The 23041-nt window shown below is 66.7% G+C and carries 23 protein-coding genes; 12 read left to right on the plus strand and 11 right to left on the minus strand.

Annotated elements, in window-relative coordinates; all coding sequences use genetic code 11:
- Positions 1 to 75: 75 nt before the first annotated feature.
- Positions 76 to 789, minus strand: a complete 714-nt coding sequence (locus tag AB1K63_RS02595) for an SDR family NAD(P)-dependent oxidoreductase (protein ID WP_366960631.1) — start codon at positions 787 to 789, stop codon at positions 76 to 78.
- Positions 789 to 2255 carry an amidophosphoribosyltransferase gene (gene purF, locus AB1K63_RS02600; RefSeq protein WP_366958369.1) on the minus strand — a complete coding sequence of 489 codons (1467 nt, stop codon included), beginning with the start codon at positions 2253 to 2255 and terminating at the stop codon, positions 789 to 791. Before purF ends, AB1K63_RS02595 begins: the two co-directional genes overlap by 1 nt.
- Before the next feature lie 173 nt (positions 2256 to 2428).
- On the opposite strand from purF, the gene AB1K63_RS02605 reads away from it, so the two are divergent.
- The 6 genes from AB1K63_RS02605 (at position 2429) to dnaE (ending at position 9073) form a co-directional block, all read left to right on the plus strand.
- Positions 2429 to 3670 carry a lipoprotein-releasing ABC transporter permease subunit gene (locus tag AB1K63_RS02605; protein WP_366958370.1) on the plus strand — a complete coding sequence of 414 codons (1242 nt, stop codon included), beginning with the start codon at positions 2429 to 2431 and terminating at the stop codon, positions 3668 to 3670.
- Positions 3663 to 4337, plus strand: a complete 675-nt coding sequence (locus tag AB1K63_RS02610) for an ABC transporter ATP-binding protein (protein WP_366958371.1) — start codon at positions 3663 to 3665, stop codon at positions 4335 to 4337. The genes AB1K63_RS02605 and AB1K63_RS02610 overlap by 8 nt, the downstream gene beginning before the upstream one ends.
- 48 nt (positions 4338 to 4385) lie before the next feature.
- Positions 4386 to 4664, plus strand: coding sequence for a hypothetical protein (locus tag AB1K63_RS02615; RefSeq protein WP_366958372.1), 279 nt, complete (start codon positions 4386 to 4388; stop codon positions 4662 to 4664).
- A 5-nt stretch (positions 4665 to 4669) separates the two neighbouring features.
- The gene (locus AB1K63_RS02620; RefSeq protein ID WP_366958373.1) at positions 4670 to 5149 is read left to right on the plus strand and encodes a glutathione peroxidase; all 480 of its coding nucleotides are present in this window, start codon (positions 4670 to 4672) and stop codon (positions 5147 to 5149) included.
- Positions 5150 to 5185: 36 nt separating this feature from the next.
- The gene (locus AB1K63_RS02625; RefSeq protein WP_366958374.1) at positions 5186 to 5533 is read left to right on the plus strand and encodes a hypothetical protein; all 348 of its coding nucleotides are present in this window, start codon (positions 5186 to 5188) and stop codon (positions 5531 to 5533) included.
- 66 nt (positions 5534 to 5599) lie between these two features.
- Positions 5600 to 9073 carry a DNA polymerase III subunit alpha gene (gene dnaE, locus AB1K63_RS02630; RefSeq protein ID WP_366958375.1) on the plus strand — a complete coding sequence of 1158 codons (3474 nt, stop codon included), beginning with the start codon at positions 5600 to 5602 and terminating at the stop codon, positions 9071 to 9073.
- Here the strand turns inward: dnaE and AB1K63_RS02635 are convergent.
- Complete coding sequence (locus AB1K63_RS02635) at positions 9056 to 9421, minus strand: hypothetical protein (protein ID WP_366958376.1); 366 nt, start codon at positions 9419 to 9421, stop codon at positions 9056 to 9058. The two genes, dnaE and AB1K63_RS02635, sit on opposite strands and share 18 nt — an antisense overlap.
- Before the next feature lie 80 nt (positions 9422 to 9501).
- On the opposite strand from AB1K63_RS02635, the gene AB1K63_RS02640 reads away from it, so the two are divergent.
- Positions 9502 to 11100 carry a long-chain fatty acid--CoA ligase gene (locus AB1K63_RS02640; RefSeq protein ID WP_366958377.1) on the plus strand — a complete coding sequence of 533 codons (1599 nt, stop codon included), beginning with the start codon at positions 9502 to 9504 and terminating at the stop codon, positions 11098 to 11100.
- Positions 11101 to 11110: 10 nt separating this feature from the next.
- The gene (locus tag AB1K63_RS02645; RefSeq protein ID WP_366958378.1) at positions 11111 to 11548 is read left to right on the plus strand and encodes a DUF1330 domain-containing protein; all 438 of its coding nucleotides are present in this window, start codon (positions 11111 to 11113) and stop codon (positions 11546 to 11548) included.
- A 3-nt stretch (positions 11549 to 11551) separates the two neighbouring features.
- Here AB1K63_RS02645 and AB1K63_RS02650 read toward each other — a convergent pair whose 3' ends face one another.
- The 3 genes from AB1K63_RS02650 to AB1K63_RS02660 all read right to left on the minus strand — a co-directional run bounded on the left by AB1K63_RS02650 (position 11552) and on the right by AB1K63_RS02660 (position 14364).
- Positions 11552 to 12133 carry a YbjN domain-containing protein gene (locus AB1K63_RS02650; protein ID WP_366958379.1) on the minus strand — a complete coding sequence of 194 codons (582 nt, stop codon included), beginning with the start codon at positions 12131 to 12133 and terminating at the stop codon, positions 11552 to 11554.
- Between the two features lie 68 nt (positions 12134 to 12201).
- On the minus strand, positions 12202 to 13287 hold the full coding sequence (locus AB1K63_RS02655) for a PA0069 family radical SAM protein (protein WP_366958380.1): 1086 nt from the start codon (positions 13285 to 13287) through the stop codon (positions 12202 to 12204).
- Between the two features lie 42 nt (positions 13288 to 13329).
- Entirely contained in the window at positions 13330 to 14364 is a 1035-nt protein-coding gene (locus AB1K63_RS02660; protein ID WP_366958381.1) for a hypothetical protein, read from the minus strand.
- Between the two features lie 763 nt (positions 14365 to 15127).
- Here AB1K63_RS02660 and AB1K63_RS02665 point away from each other — a divergent pair.
- Entirely contained in the window at positions 15128 to 15484 is a 357-nt protein-coding gene (locus tag AB1K63_RS02665) for a hypothetical protein (protein ID WP_366958382.1), read from the plus strand.
- A gap of 67 nt (positions 15485 to 15551) precedes the next feature.
- Here the strand turns inward: AB1K63_RS02665 and moaB are convergent, their stop codons facing one another.
- The 3 genes from moaB to AB1K63_RS02680 are packed head-to-tail and all read right to left on the minus strand — an operon-like array spanning position 15552 to position 18652.
- The gene (gene moaB, locus AB1K63_RS02670) at positions 15552 to 16076 is read right to left on the minus strand and encodes a molybdenum cofactor biosynthesis protein B (RefSeq protein ID WP_366958383.1); all 525 of its coding nucleotides are present in this window, start codon (positions 16074 to 16076) and stop codon (positions 15552 to 15554) included.
- Between the two features lie 26 nt (positions 16077 to 16102).
- On the minus strand, positions 16103 to 17854 hold the full coding sequence (locus AB1K63_RS02675) for a lytic transglycosylase domain-containing protein (RefSeq protein ID WP_366958384.1): 1752 nt from the start codon (positions 17852 to 17854) through the stop codon (positions 16103 to 16105).
- 3 nt (positions 17855 to 17857) lie between these two features.
- On the minus strand, positions 17858 to 18652 hold the full coding sequence (locus AB1K63_RS02680) for a hypothetical protein (RefSeq protein ID WP_366958385.1): 795 nt from the start codon (positions 18650 to 18652) through the stop codon (positions 17858 to 17860).
- A 47-nt stretch (positions 18653 to 18699) separates the two neighbouring features.
- On the opposite strand from AB1K63_RS02680, the gene AB1K63_RS02685 reads away from it, so the two are divergent.
- Positions 18700 to 20343, plus strand: a complete 1644-nt coding sequence (locus AB1K63_RS02685) for an electron transfer flavoprotein-ubiquinone oxidoreductase (protein WP_366958386.1) — start codon at positions 18700 to 18702, stop codon at positions 20341 to 20343.
- Positions 20344 to 20368: 25 nt separating this feature from the next.
- On the opposite strand, the gene AB1K63_RS02690 is transcribed toward AB1K63_RS02685, so the two are convergent.
- Both AB1K63_RS02690 and AB1K63_RS02695 read right to left on the minus strand, forming a co-directional pair.
- Positions 20369 to 20725, minus strand: coding sequence for a MerC domain-containing protein (locus AB1K63_RS02690; RefSeq protein WP_366958387.1), 357 nt, complete (start codon positions 20723 to 20725; stop codon positions 20369 to 20371).
- A gap of 1 nt (position 20726) precedes the next feature.
- Entirely contained in the window at positions 20727 to 21329 is a 603-nt protein-coding gene (locus AB1K63_RS02695) for a DUF1826 domain-containing protein (protein ID WP_366958388.1), read from the minus strand.
- A 170-nt stretch (positions 21330 to 21499) separates the two neighbouring features.
- Between AB1K63_RS02695 and AB1K63_RS02700 the strand changes: the two genes are divergently transcribed.
- A complete protein-coding gene (locus tag AB1K63_RS02700) occupies positions 21500 to 22315 on the plus strand; it encodes a 4-(cytidine 5'-diphospho)-2-C-methyl-D-erythritol kinase (protein ID WP_366958389.1) in 816 nt (271 codons plus the stop codon).
- On the plus strand, positions 22312 to 23040 hold the full coding sequence (locus tag AB1K63_RS02705) for an N-formylglutamate amidohydrolase (protein ID WP_366958390.1): 729 nt from the start codon (positions 22312 to 22314) through the stop codon (positions 23038 to 23040). The genes AB1K63_RS02700 and AB1K63_RS02705 overlap by 4 nt, the downstream gene beginning before the upstream one ends.
- The last annotated feature ends 1 nt before the right edge of the window (position 23041 follow it).

The raw sequence follows: 23041 nt of genomic DNA on the forward strand, positions 1-23041 counted from the left end.
CGCGAAGAATCGCCAATTGCGGTAAAAAAGCGGTTGGGGAGGCTGGTTAACGAATTCCCCGCCGGGATTAGGGATTCAGCCCACGCGTTCTCGATGCCCGGTCACGAAATCGCCGGCCATAAGGGAGGCGATCCGGTCTGCCACCACGTCCGGCGTCTTGAGCGTCTGCGGGTCTTCGCCGGGGAAGGCTTTCTCGCGCATGTCGGTGCGGGTCGCGCCCGGATCTACGATGGCGACGCGGATGTTTCCAATCCTGGCGACTTCCTGCGCGTAGCTCTGCAGGACGTTGTCGAACGCGGCCTTGGTCGATGCGTAGGCGGACCAGAAGGGACGCGGGTCCGAACCGACCGAACTGGTGAGGCCGACGACCCTCGCATTCTCGCTGCGCTTCAGCATCGGATCGAACGCGGCCAGAAGAGCCTGCGTGGCGAGCAGGTTGATCGTGATCGCCTTGTTGAAGTCCTTGGGATCGATCTGCGTAACCGGCCCGAGGGCGGGCAGGTAGGCGGCGGAGATCACGAGCATGTCGAGCGTATCCCAGCGGCCCGATATGGCGGCGGAGAGCCGCGCCACCCCGTCCTTGTCCGACAGGTCCAGCGGGGCGATCGTGGCGGACCCGCCCGCCGCATGGATCTCGTCCTCCACCGCTTCCAGCGCGCTGTCGGTTCTCGCCGTCAGGATCACGTGCGCGCCCTTCGCAGCCAGAGCCTTGGCCGTGGCGGCACCGATACCCTTGCTGGCCCCGGTGACGAGGGCTAGCTGGCCGTCGAACGGCTTGTCGTTGCCCATCACGCGACCTTGTCGAAAGGAAGTTGTGCCGCCTCGTCTTCCCGCCGGGTGAGGTCGGTCAGCGACGTGGGATAATCGCCCGTGAAACAGGCGTCGCAATATTGCGGGCACTTGGGATCACGCGGCTCGCTGCCGACGGCGCGGTAGAGACCGTCGATCGAGACGAAGGCGAGACTGTCCGCCTTGATGAACTGGCGCATCGGCTCGAGATCCATCTGCGCGGCGAGCAGCTTGTTCCGTTCCGGCGTGTCGACGCCGTAGAAGCAGCTATGCGCGGTCGGCGGGCTGGCCACGCGGAAATGCACTTCGCTTGCCCCGGCATCGCGCATCATCTCGACGATCTTCATGCTGGTCGTGCCGCGCACGATGGAATCGTCGATCAGGACGATCTTCTTGCCTTCGACGAGGCCGCGATTGGCATTGTGCTTGCGCCGCACGCCGGAATGGCGTGCGCTGTCGGAGGGCTGGATGAACGTCCGGCCGACATAGTGGCTGCGGATGATGCCGAGTTCGAACGGCAGTCCCGATTGCTGCGCGTAGCCGATCGCCGCGGGCACGCCGCTGTCGGGCACGGGGATGACGAGATCGACATCGCACGGCGCCTCGATCGCCAGCTGTTCCCCGATCGCCTTGCGCGCGGCGTAGACGCTGCGTCCGTCGAACACCGAATCCGGCCGACTGAAATAGACATGCTCGAAGATGCATGGGCGCGAAGGATGCTTGCCGAAGGGATGCATCGACCGGATTTCCCCGTCGTGATCGACTTGGACGAGTTCGCCCGGCTCGACCTGGCGGATAAATTCCGCACCGGCGACGTCGAACGCGACGCTTTCGCTGGCGAACAGCACGGCATCGCCCATCCGGCCCATCACCAGCGGCCGGATGCCGAGCGGATCGCGGCAGGCGATCATGCCTTCCGGCGTCATCACGATCAGCGAATAGGCGCCTTCGACCAGGCGCAGTGCGTCCACGAACCGGTCGATCAGCGTCGGGTACCGGCTGGTCGCGACCAAGTGGATAATGACTTCCGTATCCGAGGTGGACTGGAAGATCGCGCCGCGCTTGACCAGGTCCTCGCGCAAGGTCTGCGCATTGGAGATGTTGCCGTTATGCGCGACCGCGAAGCCGCCGCTGGCAAGGTCCGCATGGAGAGGCTGCACGTTGCGCAGGCCCGCACCGCCCGTGGTCGAATACCGGACGTGACCCGCCGCCATGAAGCCGGGCAGTTCGGCAAGCGCGTCCTCGCCCGAGAAATTGTCGACCACGTGGCCGAGACCGCGCCGGGTGAAAAAGTTCGTTCCGTCGAAGCTCGAGATGCCGGCCGCTTCCTGCCCGCGATGCTGCAGGGCGTGGAGACCGAGAGCGGTGACTGCCGAGGCGTCCTTCGTGCCGATGGCTCCGAAGACCCCGCATTCCTCGCGCAGCTTGTCGCCGTCTTCGTCACGAAAGGGATGTGTGAAATTCATGATCGCGTTTGCTCGTCCGCCAGCTTCGCGTGTGGCCTGCTCAATGGCGATGTTACCGCCCGATTACAAGGACAGCGTGCGCGATCCGGCGGTATTTGCAGATTTCATTGCGGCGACAGGAAAGCCTGCCTAGACGGGCCGCATCCGATCAACCGAACCGGTGGCAGAACCTCTTGATCCTCTCCCAATTCGAATGGACCATCGCGAAGCGCTATCTGCTGCCGGGCAGGAGCGAGGCCTTCATCGCGCTCGTCGCGGGCATCAGCGTGGTGGTCGTCATGCTGTCCGTCGCGCTGCTCGTGGTCGTCATGAGCGTCATGAACGGGTTCCGCGGCGAGCTTCTAGACCGCATCGTCGGCCTGAACGGGCACGCCATCGTGCAGGCCTATGGCGACGACCTGCGCGACTGGGAACAGACGCTGGAAGACATCAGGGCGACGCCGGGCGTCGTCGATGCCTCGCCCCTGATCGAGCAGCCTTTGCTGGCGAGCCTCGACGGGAGGGTCGACGGTATCGTCATGCGCGGCAACACGGCCGAGGACATTGCCGGTTTGCAGGACGAATTGCTGGTCGGCGATCTCGATCTCATCCGGCCGGGCGAGAGCCGGGTCGCGATCGGCGGGCAACTGGCCCGCAATCTCGGCGCGCAGATCGGCGATACCATTACCATCATCAATCCGCAGGGCAGGACGACACCGTTTGGCACGGTCCCGCGACAGGTCGGCTACGAGATCGCCGCGATTTTCGAGACCGGTGTCTACGAATTCGACCAGGCCTTCGTCATCATGCCGATACCCGATGCGCAGACGCTGCTGCTTCGCGGCGACACGATCGGGATGATCGAGGTCACGACCGAGGATGCGGACCGGGTGGACCAGATCCTCGCACCGGTGGCGGAGCAGCTGAGCGGCGGCGCGGTGGTGCGCACGTGGAAGGAGATCAACTCCTCCATCTTCGAGGCGCTCGAGGTCGAACGGGTCGCCATGTTCTTCGCCCTGTCGATGATCGTCGTGGTGGCCGCGTTCAACATCCTGTCATCGCTGGTCATGCTGGTGCGCGCGAAGACCCGGGACATCGCCATCATGCGAACGATGGGGGCGACCCGGCGCAACCTGCTGAAGATATTCGTCAGTACCGGCTTTACCGTCGGTGCGATCGGCGCGGCGTCCGGCCTGGTGCTCGGTTTCGTGATCCTCTTCTTCCGGCAGGAGATCACCGGTGCGATCGCCTTCCTGACGGGGCAGCAATTGTGGGATCCCGAAGTGCGCATACTGACCGAACTGCCGTCGCGCGTCGATCCGTGGGAAGTCGTGGGCATCGTGGCGCTGGCCCTGATCCTCAGCTTCCTCGCCACCCTTTATCCGGCCCTCAAGGCCTCCAGCACCGATCCGGTACAGGTCCTGCGTTATGAGTGAGGCCGTCGTCCATCTGCAGGGCCTGACCCGCTCGTTCGAGCAGGGCGGCGTGCGCATCGACGTCCTGCGCGGCGTCAACCTGTCCGTCGGGCAGGGGGAAATCGTCGCCCTGCTTGGTCCCTCGGGCTCCGGCAAATCCACGCTGCTCCAGGCGGTCGGCCTGCTGGAAGGCGGCTTCGGCGGCGGCATCGCCATTGCCGGTACCGATGCCAGCGCGCTCGATGCGAGCGAGCGGACGCAGGTCCGCCGTGATCACCTGGGCTTCGTGTACCAGTTCCATCACCTGCTGCCCGACTTTACGGCGGTGGAGAATGTGATGCTGCCGCAGCTCGTCGTCGGAACTCGCCGGGAACAGGCGCAGGTGCGGGCAGAGGAACTGCTCGGCAGCCTGGGGCTTTCCGGGCGCCTGACGCACCGGCCGAGCCAGCTTTCAGGCGGCGAGCAGCAGCGCGTGGCCGTGGCCCGCGCGCTTGCCAACAGGCCGAACCTGGTGCTGGCGGACGAGCCGACCGGCAATCTCGACGAGAACACGTCCGAGCGGGTCCTTGCCCAGTTCCTCGAACTCGTGCGGGGCGAGGGCAGCGCGGCGCTGGTCGCAACTCACAACGAGCGCCTTGCCGCGAAGATGGACCGCGTGGTGCGCCTGCACGAAGGCGTGCTGGAATAGGAAACTCCCGGGTCTCCGCGCGTTGGCCTGACGAAAGGGATAGCTGACATGACCGACCATCCGAGTACCTACCGCGCCGGCCAAGCCCATAGCGGCTCCGTCCAGTGGGACGACCGCGCCTCCCTCCATCGAACCGACGACGGCGATGGCGTGTTCGATTCCGCCAAGGGCCTACGCGACGGGACCTTCGCCGAGATCATCCGCCATATGATGATGCTGCCGGAAGAAGACCGCGCGAAATACTACATCGAAAAAGCGGGCGACCGCGAATATCACGCCGCCGAAGTGGCCGCCCTTTCGCAACACCCCGACTTCCCGGCCGGATAGGCGCCGTGACGACAATCGCGGATTTCACCGCCACGCTGCCGAACGGTGAGACGCTGGACCTGGCGCAGAAGCGGGGCAAGGTGCTGCTGGTCGTGAACACGGCGAGCAAGTGCGGTTTCACGCCGCAATACAAGGGGCTGGAAGAATTGTACCGCCGCTATGGCGACAAGGGCTTCGAAGTGATCGCCTTCCCTTGCAACCAGTTCGGTTCGCAGGAGCCCGGTTCCGAAGAGGACATCGCATCCTTTTGCGAGGTCAATTTCGGAGTGACCTTCCCGCTGATGAAGAAGGTCGACGTGAACGGCGACAATGCGAGTCCGCTGTTCGACTGGATGAAGGCGGAAGCGCCCGGCCTCATGGGTTCCAGGGCGATCAAGTGGAATTTCACCAAGTTCCTGATCGACCGCGACGGCAAGGCCGTGAAACGCTTCGCGCCGCAGGACACGCCGGAACGGATCGCGGCGGATATCGAGACGCTTCTCTGACCTCGCGGTCGGGCGAGCCGGACCGGGGAGAGGGACATGCTGGAGTCGATCAACGAGTGGGTGCTGGGCCTCGGCGCGCAGTACAACGTGAACCCCTACATCTTCGGCGCGATCTATGTCGGCGCGATACCGTTCTTCCTCGCTTCTATTGCCTGGCTGGTGAAGCGGGCGCGCGCCGGGCGATCGACCACGCTGCCCGCCATGTTGGCGGGGTTCTTCTTCGTCTCGGCCTATCTCTACCTCGCCATCTTCGGTCAGGACATTCCGGTCTGGGTCTGGATCTTCCTGGCGGCGCTGATCGCCTACGGGGCGTGGTCGCAGATCCGTGATACCCGCCGGAAGATCGCGGCGGCCAGGGCCGAAGTCCCGATGGCGGAGGACTGACACGCGGCCGGGGAACGCGCGCCGCGCCGGCTTGGCGAATCCGCCCGGGATAGGCATATTCGGATCATGCCGCTCGCCCCCTTCGTACCCCTTCGCGTCCTCTCTTCCTATTCGATGCTGGAAGGCGCGATCGAGCCCAAGGGCATGGCGAAGCTCGCGAAGGAGCGGGGCTTTCCGGCGATCGCACTGGCGGACCGCAACGGGCTCTACGGAGCGGTCATGTTCGCCAAGGCCTGCTTCGAGGAAGGGGTCCAGCCGATCATCGGCACGCTGCTGGGCGTGGCGCGCGACGCGGACGGCCAGCAGGTCGACTACCTCCCGCTCTACGCGCAGGACGAAGCGGGGTACGACAATCTGTGCAGCCTCGTCAGCCGGGCGCACTTGGCGCGGCCGCTGGAACTGGAACCGCATGTCGCGCTTGCGGACCTGGAAGGCAGGACGGACGGGCTGATCGCGCTGACCGGTGCGAGCGAGGGTGCGCTGACGCGCCTGCTCGCCGAAGGGCAGCGCCCACACGCCGAAGCCCTGCTCGATCGCCTGCAGGCGCTGTTTCCGGACCGGCTCTATGTCGAGCTGGCCCGGCGCGGCAACGAGGTGGAGCAGCGCGCCGAGGAGGGCCTGATCGACCTCGCCTACGATCGCGACATTCCGCTGGTGGCGACCAACCCCGCCAACTTCGCCGAGCCGCATATGCACAAGGCGCACGACGCCATGCTGTGCATCGCCAATTCTACCTATATCGCCACCGAAGACCGCCCGCGGTCCAACGACCGGTCCTTCGTCATGTCGCACCGGATGATGGAAGAGGTGTTCGAGGATCTGCCCGAAGCGACGCAGAACACCCTGGTTGTCGCACGTCGCTGCGCCTATGCCCCGCCGTCGCGCGCGCCGATCCTGCCCAGCCTCGCAGGGGACCTCGAAGGCGAGGCCCGGATGCTTGCCGAGGATGCGCGCAAGGGGCTGGAAGCGCGGCTGGAGCCGTACGAGGACCTGTCCGACGCGGACCGCAAGACCTATTTCGACCGGCTCGACTACGAGGTCGAGATCATCGTCAATATGGGTTTCCCGGGCTACTTCCTGATCGTTGCCGACTTCATCAAGTGGGCCAAGGACCAAGGCATTCCCGTGGGGCCGGGCCGCGGATCGGGCGCGGGCTCGCTCGTGGCGTGGGCGCTGACGATTACAGACCTCGACCCCATCCGGCTCGGCCTGCTGTTCGAACGCTTCCTCAATCCCGAACGCGTTTCCATGCCGGACTTCGACATCGACTTCTGTGAAACGCGGCGGGGCGAAGTCATCCGCTACGTGCAGGAGAAATACGGTCACGATCACGTGGCGCAGATCATCACCTTCGGCAAGCTGAAGGCACGTGCCGTGCTGCGCGATTGCGGGCGTATCCTGCAAATGCCTTACGGCCAGGTGGACCGGCTGACCAAGATGGTCCCGAACCATCCCACCGACCCGTGGACCCTGCCGCGCGCGCTGAACGGGGCGGCCGATTTCCGGGCCGAATACCAGAACGACAACGACGTGAAGCGGCTGGTGGACCTGGCGATGCAGCTGGAAGGCTTCCCGCGCAATTCCTCCACCCATGCGGCGGGCGTTGTGATCGGCGACCGTCCGCTGGAAAAGCTGGTGCCGCTCTACCGCGATCCGCGCTCGGACATGCCGGTGACGCAGTTCGACATGAAGCATGTGGAATCGAGCGGGCTGGTCAAGTTCGACTTCCTCGGCCTCAAGACCCTGTCCGTGCTGCGCAAGGCCGTCGACCTGCTGGAGGGTCGGGGCGTCGAGATCGACCTCGGCGCGCTGCCGTGGGACGATCCCGCCGTCTACGACCTGATGAAGGCGGGCAACACGGTGGGTGTCTTCCAGCTGGAATCGGAAGGCATGCGGCGCACGCTGACGGCGGTGAAGCCGACCAAGTTCGAGGACATCATCGCGCTCGTCTCGCTCTACCGGCCGGGTCCGATGGACAACATCCCGCTGTTCGGAAAGCGCAAGGCGGGCGAGGTCGAGATCGAGTATCCGCATCCCAAGCTGGAGGGGATACTCGAGGAAACCTACGGCATCTTCGTCTACCAGGAACAGGTGATGCAGGCCGCGCAGATCCTGGCTGGATATTCGCTCGGCGATGCGGACCTCCTGCGCCGCGCGATGGGCAAGAAGATCCAGGCCGAAATGGACGCGCAGCGGCTGCGCTTCGTCCAGGGCTGCGCGGACGTCAGCGGGATCGAGAAGAAGAAGGCGAACGAGCTGTTCGACTTGATCGACAAGTTCGCCGGCTACGGCTTCAACAAGAGCCACGCCGCAGCCTATGCCCTGCTGGCCTACCAGACGGCTTGGCTGAAGGCGCATTACCCGGAGGAATTCTACGCCGCGTCGATGTGCTTCGACATGCACCAGTCGGAAAAGCTGGCGCTGTTCGTGGACGATGCGCGCCGCCACGGGATCGAGGTGGCACCGCCCGACATCAACCGCTCCGAAGCCGAGTTCACCGTCGAGAGCACGGACGAGGGCTTCGCCGTGCGCTATGCACTGGCGGGTATCCGCAATGTCGGCGAAAAGGCGATGGAAGCGCTGGTGGCGGAGCGCGAGAAGGCGGGCTGGTTCGAGAACCTCCAGCAGCTGTTCGAGCGGGTGCCCAAGGGTTCGATGAACTCGCGCCAGCTGGAAGGGCTGGTCTGCGCGGGCGCGCTGGACCGGCTGGAACCCAACCGGGCGAAGCTGTTCGCCAATATCGACACGCTCCTCGCCGTGGCCGACGCGGCGAGCCGCGAACGCGAGAGCGGGCAGGCGGGTCTTTTCGGCGGGGAGGACAGCGCGGTCGCCGGGCTGCGCCTTAAGGACACCGATGAATGGTCCCGCCCGGAACGCATGGCGAAGGAGCGGGAATTCTTCGGCTTCTATTTCAGCGCCCATCCGGTGCAGCAGCACTGGCCGGTCGCGTCCGCCAACGGCGCGCGCTCCTACCAGAGCCTGATGGAAAGCGGCGCCCCGCCGGGTGGCCGCCAGCCCGCCGTCATGGCGGCCATGGTGGAAGGCGTGAACAAGGGCCGCACGCGGCGCGGCAAGGACTTCGTGCGGGCCGATTTCTCCGATGCGACCGGCCAGTTCAGCGCCGCCTGTTTCGAGGAATCGCTGGTCCCGCAATTCCAGCAGTGGGCGCAGGATGCGACCTGCGTGCTGCTGAATGTCGAACTGGACTCGCCGAGCCCCGACGAGCCGCCGCGCATCACCGTGCGCGGCGCGCGGCCCTTATCCGAAGTGACTGGCGGATCGCGCATGTTGCTGACGATGGACGTGACCGACCCGGCCGCGCTGGAGGATTTGCGCATGGAGCTGTCGCCCGGGCCCGCGGGCTATGGCGAGGTGCGCGTGCGGCTGAAGACCGGCCAGGCGATCGAGCCGGAAATCCGGCTCGGCCGGGATTTCGCTCTCGACGGCGACCTGGCCGAGCGGCTGGAACTGGTCGAGGGGATCGCGTCCGTCGCGCTGCGCCGGCAGGGCGGACGGGCGAACCTACGCCTCGTCGCCTGAGGTCTCCGCCAGTTCCCCGGACGCGCCTTCGTCCTCGGGCGCGAACAGCGTCGTGAAGCGCGCGACCAGCAGCAGGACCGTGGGCAGCACCATCGTGTTCCAGAGGTCGTGGAAGCTGTTCTGCCAGGCCCGGTCGCCCTGCGTCAGCAAGCTATTGCGCAGGTCCACGCTCTCCCCCGTCAGGGTCATCGCCAGCACGATGATCCACGGCCAGACGTCGCGCAGCTTGAGGCGGAAGACCCAGCACGCGGTCAGGTGAATGGCGAGCGCGATGTAGATGTGCAGCGCGTCCCGCTCGAGCGTGCTGATCGCCTGCAGCCCGGCCTTGGCATCCTGGACCCACTCCATGCCGCCACCGCTTAGCCCGATTGAAATGCAGCGCAAGCACGGGCATGAGTTTCACAAAACAACGAATGGAGAGGATGGCCATGCCCGGAGCAATGCAGGACTGGACGATGCGCGTGACCCACGTGATCGACCACGCGGCGCGCGAAAGCGGATCGCGCGAGATCGTGACCTACTGGGCGGACGGTAGCGAGACGCGCACCGACTGGGCCGGCATCCGGCGCGACGCACTGAAGATGGCGCAGGCGCTGGAAGCGATGGGCCTGAAGAAGGGGGACAAGGTCGCGACGCTGGCGATGAACCATTCGCGCCACCTGGTCAGCTGGTTCGGCGTCGCGGGGATGGGCGGCGTGCTGCACACGGTGAACCCGCGCCTGTTCGAGGACCAGCTGGAATACATCGTGAACCACGCGGAGGATCGTGTCCTGATCTACGACGCGATGTTCCAGCCGATCGTCGACAAGATGCGCGATCGCTGGCCCGGAGTGGAGCATTACATCTGCTTCGATTCCGGAGAGCACGCCACCGCCTTCGAGGACTGGATCGGCGAGCAGGACGGCGAGTACGAATGGGTGCAGGGCGACGAGCGCGACCCGTGCATGATCTGCTACACCAGCGGGACCACCGGCAATCCCAAGGGCGTGCAGTACGAGCACCGCTCCACCATCCTGCACGCGATGGCCGGCATGCAGCCGAGCGCGCTCAACTGCACCGCGGCGGCGGTCTTCCTGCCGGTGGTGCCCATGTTCCACGCCGCCAGCTGGGGCCTGCCCTATGCCGGCGCGATGGCGGGGCTGAAATTCGTCTTCAGCGCGGTCAACGACCCCGCGGTCCTCGACATGCTGATGAAGCGCGAGGAAGTGACCGACAGCGCGGGCGTGCCGACGGTCTGGCTGGCCCATTTCCAGTATTGCGACAAGGAGGGCATCGACCTGCCCAAGCTGCGCACGGCGACGATCGGCGGGTCCGCCGCGCCCAGGTTCATGATCGAACGGCTGATGAAGAACGGCACGCGCGTCCAGCACGCCTGGGGCATGACCGAGACCAGCCCGATCGGCACGGTGGGCGGCCCGACCGCCGACTGGGACGAGCTCAGCTTCGAGGAGAAGGTCGCCAAGACCATGAAGCAGGGACGCGCGATCTTCGGAGTGGAACTGCGCACGGTCGATCTCGACGATCGCAGCAAGGTCCTGCCGCGCGACGGGGAAACCAGCGGGGCGCTGCAGATTCGCGGGCCGTGGGTGGTGAAGCGGTATTTCAAGGCGGACGAGGACGCGGTCGATGCGGACGGCTGGTTCGACACCGGCGATGTCGGCATGCTGCATCCCGACGGCACGCTGCAGCTGACCGACCGGACCAAGGACGTGATCAAGTCCGGCGGCGAGTGGATCAGCTCGGTCGAGCTGGAGAACGCCGCCTGCGGCCACCCGGCCGTGGCGGAAGCGGCCTGCATCGGCATGGCGCATCCCAAGTGGGACGAGCGCCCGGTGCTGTTCGTGGTGAAGAAGGACGGCGAGGAGTGCGACGACAAGGGCATCATCGGCTTCCTGTCGGACAAGGTCGCCAAGTGGTGGCTGCCCGACGCGGTCGAGTTCGTGGACGACATCCCGCACACCGCCACCGGCAAGATCAGCAAGAAGGACCTGCGCGAGCGGTTCTCCGACTATCGCCTGCCCGAATGAGGACCCAGCCATGACAACCTATATCGATCCGTCGCCCGCCAATTTCGAAGCGTTCAAGGCCCTGCCGCGCGACGAGCCGATCCACATGCTCAACCTCGTCCTCTACCGCGACCACGCGGCCTATCCGGACGGGCACGAGCATGCGGACAAGGGCTGGACCGGGCGGCGCGCCTACCAGGAATACGGGCGCACCAGCGGCCCGATCTTCAGCCGGGTGGGCGGCACGATCGTGTGGCGCGGCGTCTTCCAGACGATGGTCACCGGGCCGGACGAGCGCGCATGGCACAACGGCTTCGTGGCGCAGTATCCCGACGCCGCGGCCTTCTTCGAGATGATCAAGGACCCCGAATACCAGAAGGCGGTCGTCAACCGGACCGCCGCGCTGGCAGACAGCCGCCTCATCCGGTTCAGCCCGGGCGAGAGCGGGGGCGGCGGGGGCTTCGGCTGAGACCTATTCCTGCGGGGACGCGTCGGCCGGGGCCTGCGCCGCGGCCGCCTGGTTCGACAGGTCCAGCAGGTAGCGGTCGAACTGGCTGCTGGCCTGCACGAAGCGGTTCAGTTCGTCGGCGTAGGATTGCTGGCTGATGCCGCCCGCCGCCGACATGGTGCGCGACAGGTACAGCTGGTCGTCCAGTTCGTTGTAATAGGCGGTGGCGAAGCCCGCGCGGCTGTTGAACCGGTTGACGAGGCCGCCCATCGCCTCGGCCGGGATCGCCTGCGGACGGACCCAGCTGGCGAAGCTGCGCAGGCCGCTGCAGCCGGTGCCGGTGGCGTCGCAATCCTCGTACAGCAGGCCGGCGCGCAGATTGTTGGGCAGGCGCACGACCTGCAGCGGGCCCTGCCGGCTCTCCGTCTGGATGACCAGCTGCGCCAGCACCGCCGCGCCGTCCACCCCGTCGAAATCGAGCATCCGCGCGCCCGGATCGTAGGGCCGGGCCGACAGGGTCTGGGCATCGGTCGACTGGGCGTGCGCCGTCGCGGCCAGCGGCAGGCCGAGCGCGGCGGACAGGATCAGGGCGAGGGGGAATTTCATTCGGGATCTCCGTGGTTTCATCGACCGCCTTGCAAATGGCCCGGCGCCGGTCAACCCGGTAGCAGGCCTTAAAACAACCTCAGCTGACCGCCCAGTTCGGGCGGGCGGAATTGCGTGCAGTCGAGCGTGAAACCGGGTTGCCCGATGCCGGCCCGCCTGCAGGCGATGCGGAAGCGGCTGCGGAACAGGTCGGCCCACACGCCGGTAGGCTTCAGGCGGCTGAAGAAGTCGGGATCGTTGTCCCGCCCGCCGCGGATCGACCGGACGATGGCCATCACCTTGCCCGCCCGGTCGGGGAAGTGGACGTCCAGCCATTCGCGGAACAGCGGCGCGACCTCGTGCGGCAGGCGCAGCGGGATCCAGCCCGCCGACCCGACGCCCAGCGCGCCCGCCTGCGCCACGATGTCTTCCATGAACTCGTCCGTCACGGCCGGGATGATCGGCGCGATGGAACAGTGGACCGGGACGCCCGCCGCCGCCAGTTTTCCCAGCGCTGCCATACGCTTGGCCGGCGCAGCTGCGCGCGGTTCGAGCTTTCCCGACAGCTTCGGATCGAGCGAGGTGACCGAAATCGCCACCGCGACCAGCCCGCGCTCCGCCAGCTGTGCCAGCAGGTCGATATCGTCCAGCACCCGGTCCGACTTGGTCGTGATGGTGACCGGGTGGCGGGTTTCCAGGCAGACCTCCAGCACCTGCCGCGTGATGCGATACCGCCGCTCTATCGGCTGGTAGGGATCGGTGTTGGTCCCCATCGCGATCGGCCGGACCTGGTAGCGCGGCTTCGCCAGCGTCTTGCGCAGCAGCTCCGCCGCTTCGGGCTTGGCGAACAGCTGCGTTTCGAAATCCAGCCCCGGCGACAGGTCGTGATAGGCATGGGTGGGCCGCGCGAAGCAATAGACGCAGCCGTGCTCGCACCCGCGATAGGCGTTGATCGACCGGTCGAAGGCGATGTCGGGCGACTGGTTGAAGCTGAGGATGGAGCGGGGCCGTTCCTCCGTTACATGGGTGCGCAACTTGGGCGGCTTGCCATCGAGCGCTTCCATGTGGTCGCGCCAGTCGCCGTCGAGCTCGCGGGAGGCGAGGCCGAAGCGCGTGGGCACCGCGCCCGATTGCGCGCCGCGGCCGGATATGGGCGACTCGTGCTTGCGTTCCATAGGCGGAACATAACCGGAACAGATGCGCGGCGCGAGTGCAATCTATCGCCGCCTGCTCCGCCGCTTGCGCATGGCGGGGCGCGCATCCCGGAGTCGCTCGCGCCGCGGACTATCGACGGGCAGCAGCGCGCCGTAATCGAACCCGCCCGCGTCGAGGCCGTCGGTCCGCACGGGCAGGCCAGCCAGCGCCGGAGTTGACACAGTTGACAGGGTCCTGGGGCGGAATGCGCGCGGCTCCGGATCGGCGGAACGGGCCGCCAGGGGCAGGGCCGGGACGGGCGGCGCGCCGGGCAGTCCGGGGGCGGGCGGCGCGACGGGCGCGTCGCACCAGGCGTCCACGGCTTGCATCTCGCGCACGCGATCCCGGTCCCAGTCGGAGAGGCTCAGGCCGTAGACCTCCGCTTCCACGGCGCGGCTTTCGGCGCGCAGGGCCCGGTCGTCCTCCTCGAAATCCTCGTCCTCGTACTCGTCGCATGGCTCGCCGTCCCCGCCGGAGCCGTCCGCGCCGCGATTTTCGATGCGGTCCATGCGCACGGTGAACTCGGCCTGGCGGAACTCGCGCGCGGTCTCCTTCGCCACCGTCCGGGCGAATGTCTCGCGGTCGGGCGCCATCGGCGTGCCTTGCGCGACGCTGGCGACCAGCTCGTCGAACCGGCCCGCATCCTCGCCAGCCGCCGCCTCGTCCGCCAGCGCGTCCAGCCGGGCAAGGTGGGCGAGCAGCAGGCGCGTGTCGTACCGGACGCGCGTGCCGACTTCCTCGCCGCGGAACCAGACCGGCTCCTCCACCCCGTCGATCGCGCGTTCGGCCAGCACCTGCGTCGCGTTCTCGCGCGCCAGCAGCAGCGCCGCGGCCCAGCCGCGCGCGAACAGCGGATCGCGCCGGCGCAGGCGATAGGCGGCTTCCGCCGACAGCCCGACCGCGCGGCAGGCATCGCGCGCATTCCCGCGCTGCGCCAGCCGGTCCAGGAACCGCGCCTTGCGCGCCGCCGTCCACCCGCGCGCCGGCGGGGTTATGGTTGCGGGAACGGAGTGTGTTTGGGGGTCCGGCCCGGTGGCCGGCAGGGATGTATGAAGCACGATCCGCGTCTCCTCATGGAAATTCGCGAATCGGGGGTATTATGCACGAAAGCCGGTGTAGGACAGCGGTTTGGTGGGGGCGGGAGATGATGAGAGGGCGTCCGTCAGCTTACGACCCCATTGCGGTCATTCGCATTTCATTGTCATCCGAGAGCTAGCGGTCATCGGCCGCAAGGCTGTCCGTTCTAGTCCGCAGCCTCAGGCACCCCAAAATAGGTCCAACCTGCGCCTTCTCCGCATCGACCGGAATCGCAGTCCAAGTTCGAGGACATCTGTTGTCTAATCTTGTTTATCGTCGCGCATGACGCTTGCGGACTCGGGTGAAGAACTACTAGGGGCTCCGGCCTTAAAGATGAAAGCTCTTCGAAAAACCGATCCCTCTCACTAGCCCGTATGAGACGCCCAGTGCTTTTCCTTCGTCTGACATCGAGCGTTGACTGCAACCGCCCTTCGGCATCCGCAGTGAAAAAAACTACGACTTCGTGATGTCCTAGCTCTCCTGGCTCCCGCCATCCCGGTATAGGTTCAGAACACTGAGCTGACGAAGCGGCCGATTGCGCTGCATCTCCTGCATCTTTGTCACACCCAAGCAGGATCATCGCGAATAATGCGACACATTTTTTCGTAGCCATTCGAAAGTTTTATCACCTTAAGACAATCAAACAATAACTGCGTTTTTTGGCGCTAATCTGCCAGTCCGCTTCCCGGCCCATTCCAAACAAACCCACCACTTAAAAACCGTCACTACTCCCGCAGCCGTGGCATGAGCTGGACGAAGTTGCAGGGGCTGTTCACCCCGTCGGGTAGAAGGATAAGGATGGGAAGGATGCGTTGCTTCTGGGTATTGGTCCACGGCCAACTGCAATGGTCCGTTCCGATGGCAGGATCGGACAGCGACGTGAGCCAACCGGAAGGCTTTTACTGCCACCGGTTCGTGCTCGCTTCCGATCCGTCGATTGCCGCACAAAAGGCATTCGCCAGCGTCTCCGCCAATCTGGATCGCCAAACCGGATGGCTGCGGAATGGCGTGGCGAAGCTGGATCTCGAAGCCGAAGAGGTAGTCCAGTCGGCGCTCATCCAGGCTTTCAGACCGGACAATCGCGGTCATACTTTCTATTGAAGCGTACGGGCTGTCTTCGATTTCGAATGACGCGACAGGCTGTAGATACGCGAAAGCGCTCCGCCCGCTACTCCCGCAGCCGGGGGATGAGCTGGACGAAGTTGCAGGGGCGGTTGCGGCTGTCGAGCTGTTCGGCGAGGATGCCGTCCCAGCCGTCCTTCACCGCCCCGTTGGAGCCGGGCAGGGCGAAGACGTATGTGCCGCGCGCCACCACCGCGCAGGCGCGGCTCTGCACCGTGCTGGTGCCGATGGTCCGGTAGCTCAGCCAGCGGAACAGTTCGCCGAAGCCGGGAATGTCCTTGCTCTTGATCCGGTCGAGCGCCTCGGGCGTGACGTCGCGCCCGGTCAGGCCGGTGCCGCCGGTTGTGATGACCACGTCGATCGCCTCGTCGTCGATCCAGCGGTGGAGATGGGCGGCAATTTCCTCCGCATCGTCTCGGCTGATCTCGCGCGTCGCGAGGACGTGGCCCGCCGCTTCGATCCGCTGCGCCAGGATGTCGCCCGAGGTGTCCTCCGCCGGGCCGCGCGTGTCCGACACGGTCAGCAGCGCGATGGTCACGGGGACGAAGGGCAGGTCCGGATCGATCGCCATGCCGGTCGCTCCTGTTCCGCCTGCCCTTATTCCGCCTGTGCGGTGCGGACCGGCGACATGGAGGGGAATTGCGGCCACTGGCCCTCTGCCAGCGCGCGGCGGCTGGCGGAGCGCGCCTTGGCCTGGCGCTGGTACATCCAGTAATTGCGCATCACGATCGCGACGTAGCCGCGCGTCTCCCAGTAGGGGATGCTTTCCATGTAGAGCAGCGGGTCGTCCATGTCGCGCACTTCGCTGTTCCACCGCCCGATGGGCGACAGGCCGGCATTGTAGGCCGCCATGATCTTGGGCAGCTTGCCCTCGGTCTGGTGGCTCGAGCGCAGCATGTTCAGGTGTTCCTGCCCGAAGGCGAGGTTGACCGCGGGCTTGGACAGGTTGCGCGCGGTGCCGGTGATGCCGAGGCGCCCCTGGTGGTCGCGCGCGGCGGCGGGCATGATCTGCATCAGCCCGCGCGCGCCCGCCGGGCTGACCACGGCGGCGCGGAAGTTCGATTCCTGCAGCGCGTGGGCATAGGCGAGCGCGGGATCGACCTGCCAGCCATTGACCGGCTCCCAGCGCGGGGCGGGATAGCGCAGGGTGGGTTCGGAACTGGTGCCGACGGGGGCATTATGCGCCATCCACAGCTGAGTGCTGGGCAGGCCAAGCTCGCGCGCGAGGCGGCTGAGCGCCTGGTATTGCGAAGGATCGCCGATCCGGGCCTGGTGGCGCAGCACTTCGTCCGCGAGCCCGTCCTCCCCGATTTGGTTGAGCGCGATCGCGGCGCGCACATTGCTCTGGCCCTGCAGCTGGCGCCAGTCGTCCTGCGTGAAATCGACCGGGCGGTTCTCGTCCGACAGTTCCTGCCCCAGCTGTTCGCGCGCGAGCATGCCGTAGAGCGTTTGGTCCGCCAGCGCCGCGCCGCGCAGCTGTTCGGCGACCTTTTCCGGGCGGCGGCAGCGTGTGTGCGCGCGGGCGGCCCAGTATCGGGCGGCGGCCATCAGCTCGACGTTCTCCGCGCCCATGGCGGAACGCTCGAACGCGGCGGAGGCGGTCTCGCAATCGTCCAGCCGCCATGCGGCGAGGCCGGCGACCCAGTCCCCTTCCGCGACCCACGGGCCGGAACCCGCCTTGACCGTCTGCGCCATGGCGAGCGCGGCGGCGTCGTAATTCTCGATGTAGTAGCTCCAGGCGACGCGCTGGCGCCATTCGGCGCGCGCCTCGCTGCCCAGCGTCGCGTCGATCCCGTCGAGCAGCACGCGCGCGCCGTCCGGATCGTCGTTCTTGATCCGGTCGAGGATGGCGTTGCTGATGCTGTCCGGCATGGTCCCGTCGCGCGAGGGGCGCGGCAGGATGCGCTTGGAGGCGTAGGGCTGGCTGACGAAGTTCTGCGCGCGCGGCGTATTGTAGCTGGCGACCAGCCCGCGCTTGGCACCCAGCGATTGCAGCTGTTCGGCCTGCGGCAGCTCGCCGCCTGCGCTGAACCACTTGCGGATGTCCTCCGCCTGCGTCGCCGGGCTGTTCGGGTCGAGATAAAGTTCCGCCCACGCAACCTGGTGCAACGCGCCGGCCGGCCGGCTGTCGAGCAGGCGGCGCGCCTCGTCCCACGATCCGTTGTCGAGCGCCTGGAACACGAGGCGGTAAAAGGCCTCCTCCTCGTCCGTCAGGACCTCGGGGACGGAGGGGCTCTGCATGCGGTCGCGGAAATACTGGGCGGCGGTGTCGGCCGAGGCCGCAGGTGCAAGTATGGTGAGGGCGAGCGGCGCTGCCGCCAGTGCCATCGCGATACGCATGGTTTTCATCGATCAGGGTCCCGTCCAGTCAAGCCACCGCTGCCACAGTCTCTTCCGCCTGCCCGGCGAACGCAGCAGTTCGGGCAGGGAGGCCTCGACCATGACAGGCAAGCTCCTGTCTCCATGGTTAAATTGCGGCAGGAGCGGAGCGTCTTGCGTCGATTCGTGTCCCAGAAGCGGCGAAGCGATCCGCCCGAAAGCGAGGATGCGCGCCGGCGCCAGAAGCGCGACGTGATGCGCCAGCAGGTCCGCCACGCCCGCCGCGCGCAGCTCGTCCCAGTCCGCCATCGGCGTGTGGCGCGGCAGGATCGCGGCGAAGGCCGTCTCCTCCTGCGCCATGCCCGCCGCGGCGAGGAACCGGTCCACCATCCGCCCGCCCGTGCCGGACAGCAGGCGATCGGTATCGTCCTCTTCCGGTTCGGGCACCAGCACCAGCAGCTTCGCGCCCTCATCCCCCCGCGAGGGCAGGCGGGGGAAGGTGCCCCCTTCGTCGAGCGACTTTTCGGTGAGCCACCATTCCCGAAACGCCGGCAGCTGCGCGGGCCATCCCGCTGGCGGACCGCCCAATTTTCTTTGCGGAGGGGGCGGCGGCTTGGGCAGCGGGGGCGGCGGCGCGCCGGGCTGCGCATCGGGGCCGGTTTCGTCCTCCGGCTGCGCCAGCCACGCCGTAGCGTCGTCGGCGAAATCGTGGGTGACGCCCGCGTCCTGCCACCAGTCGAGCGCGGCTTCGAAATCTTCGGCGAGCGTGCTGGCGGGACCCATATCCGTCACCCGCCTGCTCTTGACCTCGCGGGGTCCAGCAATCAAGGCTTTTGCAAAGCTTTTGTCCCGTTTTCGAATAAGGATAGCCCGCCATGAGCGAACGTGAATCGATGCCCTGCGATGTTGTCATCGTCGGTGGGGGCGTGGCCGGACTGGCCGCGGCGATCCGGCTCAAGCAGATCAGCGAGGAGCTGGAAGTCGTCGTGCTCGAAAAGGGCAGCGAGATCGGCGCGCATATCCTGTCGGGCGCGGTGGTCGATCCCAAGGCGCTGGACGAGCTGATCCCCGACTGGCGCGAGCAGGACTGCCCGATGGCCGAGGTGGAAGTGACCGACAACTGGCACTGGATCCTGCGCAAGAACGGCAAGTTCCCGGTGCCGCACGTCGCCCTGCCGCCCTTCATGTCCAACAAGGGCTGCTACACCGGCTCGCTCGCCAACCTTGCCCGCTGGATGGGCGAGAAGGCGGAGGAACTGGGCGTGATGGTGTTCCCCGGCTTCCCGGCCGCGGAGGTCATGTTCGACGAGAGCGGCGCCGTGTCCGGCGTCATCACCGGCGACATGGGCGTTGCCGAGGATGGCAGCCACAAGCCCGACTACCAGCCGGGCATGGAGATCCACGCCAAGTACACGCTGCTGGCCGAAGGCGCGCGCGGCAGCCTGACCAAGCAGCTAAAGAAGACCTTCGACCTGGAAGCGGACTGCCAGCCGCAGGTCTATGGCCTGGGCATCAAGGAGCTGTGGGATATCGACCCTGCCAAGCACGTGCCGGGCCGGGTCATCCACACGCAGGGCTGGCCGCTCGACAACGATACCTGGGGCGGCGGCTTCCTCTATCACCAGGCGAACAATCAGGTCGCGATCGGCTTCGTCACCGCGCTCGACTACGCCAACCCCTACATCTCGCCGTTCCAGGAATTCCAGCGGTGGAAGACCCACCCGGAAATCCGCCACTATCTCGAAGGTGGCAAGCGCGTGGCCTATGGCGGACGCGCGATCAACGAAGGCGGTTGGCAAAGCGTGCCCAAGCTGGCCTTCCCGGGCGGCGCGCTGATCGGCTGCGCCGCGGGCTTCGTGAACGTGCCCCGCATCAAGGGCAGCCATACCGCCATGAAGAGCGGGATGCTGGCCGCCGAAAGCGTCGCCAAGGCGATCGCCGACGGGCACGAGAAGACCGAGCTGATGGAATACGACGCGGCGGTGCGCGACAGCTGGATCGCCAAGGAACTGAAGAAGGTCCAGAACGCGCAGCCCGCGGTCGCCAAGTTCGGCGGGGACATCGGCACGATCGTGGCCGGCATGGACATGTGGGCCCGCACGCTGGGCATCGCCTTCTGGGGCGGCATGAAGCACACGCCGGACTACAAGCACCTGCAGCGGGCCGACCTGTACGACCCGATCATCTATCCCAAGCCCGACGGCGAACTGACCTTCGACCGGCTGACCTCCACCGCGTTCAGCTTCACCAACCACGCCGAGGACCAGCCCAAGCACCTGAAAGTGCTCGACCGCGACCTCCAGCGCGAAAGCGAACTGGAAGTCTATGCCGGTCCCTCGACCCGTTATTGCCCGGTCGGCGTCTACGAATGGGTCGGCGTCGAGGAGGGCAAGCCCGAATTCGTGATCAACGCGCAGAACTGCATCCACTGCAAGACCTGCGACATCAAGGACCCCAACCAGAACATCAACTGGGTGACGCCGGAAGGCGGGGGCGGGCCGAACTACCCGAACATGTAGGCCGCGCGTTGCGGCGCCGCCGGTTTCAGCGGTGCCGCAACAGGCGGTAGAGATGCGCCCCGGCGATCAGGATGCCGCCGGCGACGGTCGGTACCGTTTCGCCGATTCCGAAACGCTCCGCGAACAGCGCGCCCGTAACCAGCACCATGCCCAGCGTCGCCGGGACGACGAAGCCGGCGGTACGCGCGCCATGGGCGCGGACCATCACCGTGACCGATGCGACGACGGCGGTCGGCGCCAGCACCCAGTGGACCCACTCGGCATGCGCGAAGGCGGCCATGAAGGGCAGGGCGGCCGCCAGGATCGGCAGGGCGATGCAATGCGCGATGCAGGCGAGGCTGAGCGCCGCGGCGGCGCGATCGAGCGTGGCTTCGGATGCCATGTCAGCCTTCCCCGGCAGGGTTCAGGACCAGCAGCAGGCGCTTCTCGCCAGTCCCCGCGATCGGCGGAGAACGATGGATCGCGGGATGCTCGGTTGCCAGCCGGCCCTTGAACAGGCCCACATCGCCGGTCGCGAGCGCGCGCGGACGGACCGGGTCGCACCCGTCGCGAACGCGCGCGGCATCCCGAGCGTCCAGCCACTGCGTCCCCTGGCCGCAATAGGTCGTGATGAGGCGCGCGCTCACATAATCGGCATGCCACTTCCGGCAGGAATCGGTCGTGACGATTTCCAGCCGCAGTTCGATCTCTGCCAGGTCGAGGATCGCGGCATAGCGACGCCCGAGACCGGCGATGTCGGCGATGAGGGCATCGCGCACGGCACCGGAAGGATAGGCTGCGCGGTCGAGTTCCGTCCGGATCTGGTCCGGCACCTCGTCGGCGCGGGTGGTCAGGCGGATATTGGTTTGCGACCCGCCGAGCAAATCGCCTATCCCGGCCAGCGGCTCGCGGGTCCAGACAGCGAGATTGCAATCCGGCTGGCGGATGTCGTGCAGGACATCTGGATCGGAGGACAGGGCGGCAATCTGTTCGAGAAGTGCGGGCAAGGGAGTTCCAACTACGTAATGTTACAATGTATCATTGCAGCTAATACTTCGTGGTTTGCATCGCAAGGGCAGCGATCTGCCAATTTGCCTTTTTGCCGAAATACGGCGCGCTTTTTCCCGAGAACAGCGAACGGGAGACAGGGGCGGCGGACCGGGCTATCGCGCGGGCGATGGCTGCCAGAGAAACCGCTTACGCCAAGATCAATCTCGCGCTCCACGTCCGTTCGCGGCGGGAGGACGGTTACCATGCGCTCGAAACGCTGTTCGCCTTTGTCGATCAAGGCGACACTCTTTCCGCCAGTCCGGCGCCGGCCGATACGCTGCGCACCACGGGCGAATTCGGACAGGAGGCCGGCGATCCCTTCGCCAATCTCGTGACGCGGGCGCTGGGCAAGCTTCCACGGCCCGGCGGGCTGTCGATCCTGCTGGAAAAGACCCTGCCGGTCGCGGCGGGGCTGGGTGGCGGATCGGCCGATGCGGGCGCGGTGTTCCGGATCGTGCGCGACCTGCACGGCCTGCCGGACGACTGGCGGGACCGCGCCGCATCGCTGGGCGCGGATGTGCCGGCCTGCGTGGAAAGCGTGACCTGCATCGGGCGCGGCACGGGCACGGAACTGGAACCGGTCGCAAGCGACCTTGCGGATACCCCCGTCCTGCTGGTCAACCCGCGCCTGCCGCTGTCCACCGGACCGGTCTTCGCCGCTTGGGACGGGGCCGACCGCGGGCCGCTGCCGACCGGATCGGTGCGCGAGATCGCGCTCGCCGGACGCAACGATTTGGAAGCGCCCGCCATCGGCCTGCAGCCCGAAATCGCGCAGGTCCTGGATGCCTTGCGTGAAACCGATCCATGGCTCGCCCGTATGTCCGGTTCGGGGGCGACGTGTTTCGCCCTCTATTCTTCGACGGACGCACTGGACCGGGCGGCCGCGCGACTGGCGCGCGACAGGCCCGGCTGGTGGCAATTGCAGGGAAGGCTGAGGCCATGATGTACGGATTGCCCTACCGACAGGTCGGCGAACCCGCGCCGGGCGGCATTGTGTGCGTGGCCGACCATGCATCGAACCAGGTGCCGGACGATGTGGAACTGGGCATCGCGCCCGCGCTGCTCGATGCGCATATCGCCTGGGACATCGGGGTGGAGGGCATTGCCGAGCGCATGGCGCGCCGCCACGCCATCCCCGCCCACATCGCCACGGTCAGCCGGCTGGTGTGCGATTTCCACCGACGCGAGGACGAGGCGGCCGTGGTCCCTTCCAGCAGCGACGGGCACCTGATCCCGGGCAATATCGGCGCCAACCTGGAACGGCGGCTGGCGACCTATCACCGGCCCTATCACGAAGCGCTCGCCCGCTGGCTGGACGATGCGCGCCCCGAACTGATCGTCGCGCTGCACAGCTTTACGCCGAAGCTGGAAACGAGCGCGGAGCAACGGCCCTGGGAAGTCGCGTTGCTCTACAATTCGGACGACCGCGCCGCGCGCCACGCCATCCGCCTGTTCGGCGAGGAAGGGCTGAATGTCGGCGACAACGAGCCCTATTCCGGCAAGCAGCTGAATGCGACGATGGACCGCCATGCCGAGGCGCATGGCCGCCCCTATCTGACCATCGAGATCAGGCAGGACCTGATCGGGACGGAGGCGGAGCAGGCGCGCTGGGCCGCGCTGGTCACCGATGTCGCCAACCGGACCGCGCTGGCAATGCGCGCCGGGTAGG

Source organism: Qipengyuania sp. JC766 (assembly GCF_040717445.1).
In the GTDB taxonomy this organism is placed as follows: domain Bacteria; phylum Pseudomonadota; class Alphaproteobacteria; order Sphingomonadales; family Sphingomonadaceae; genus JC766.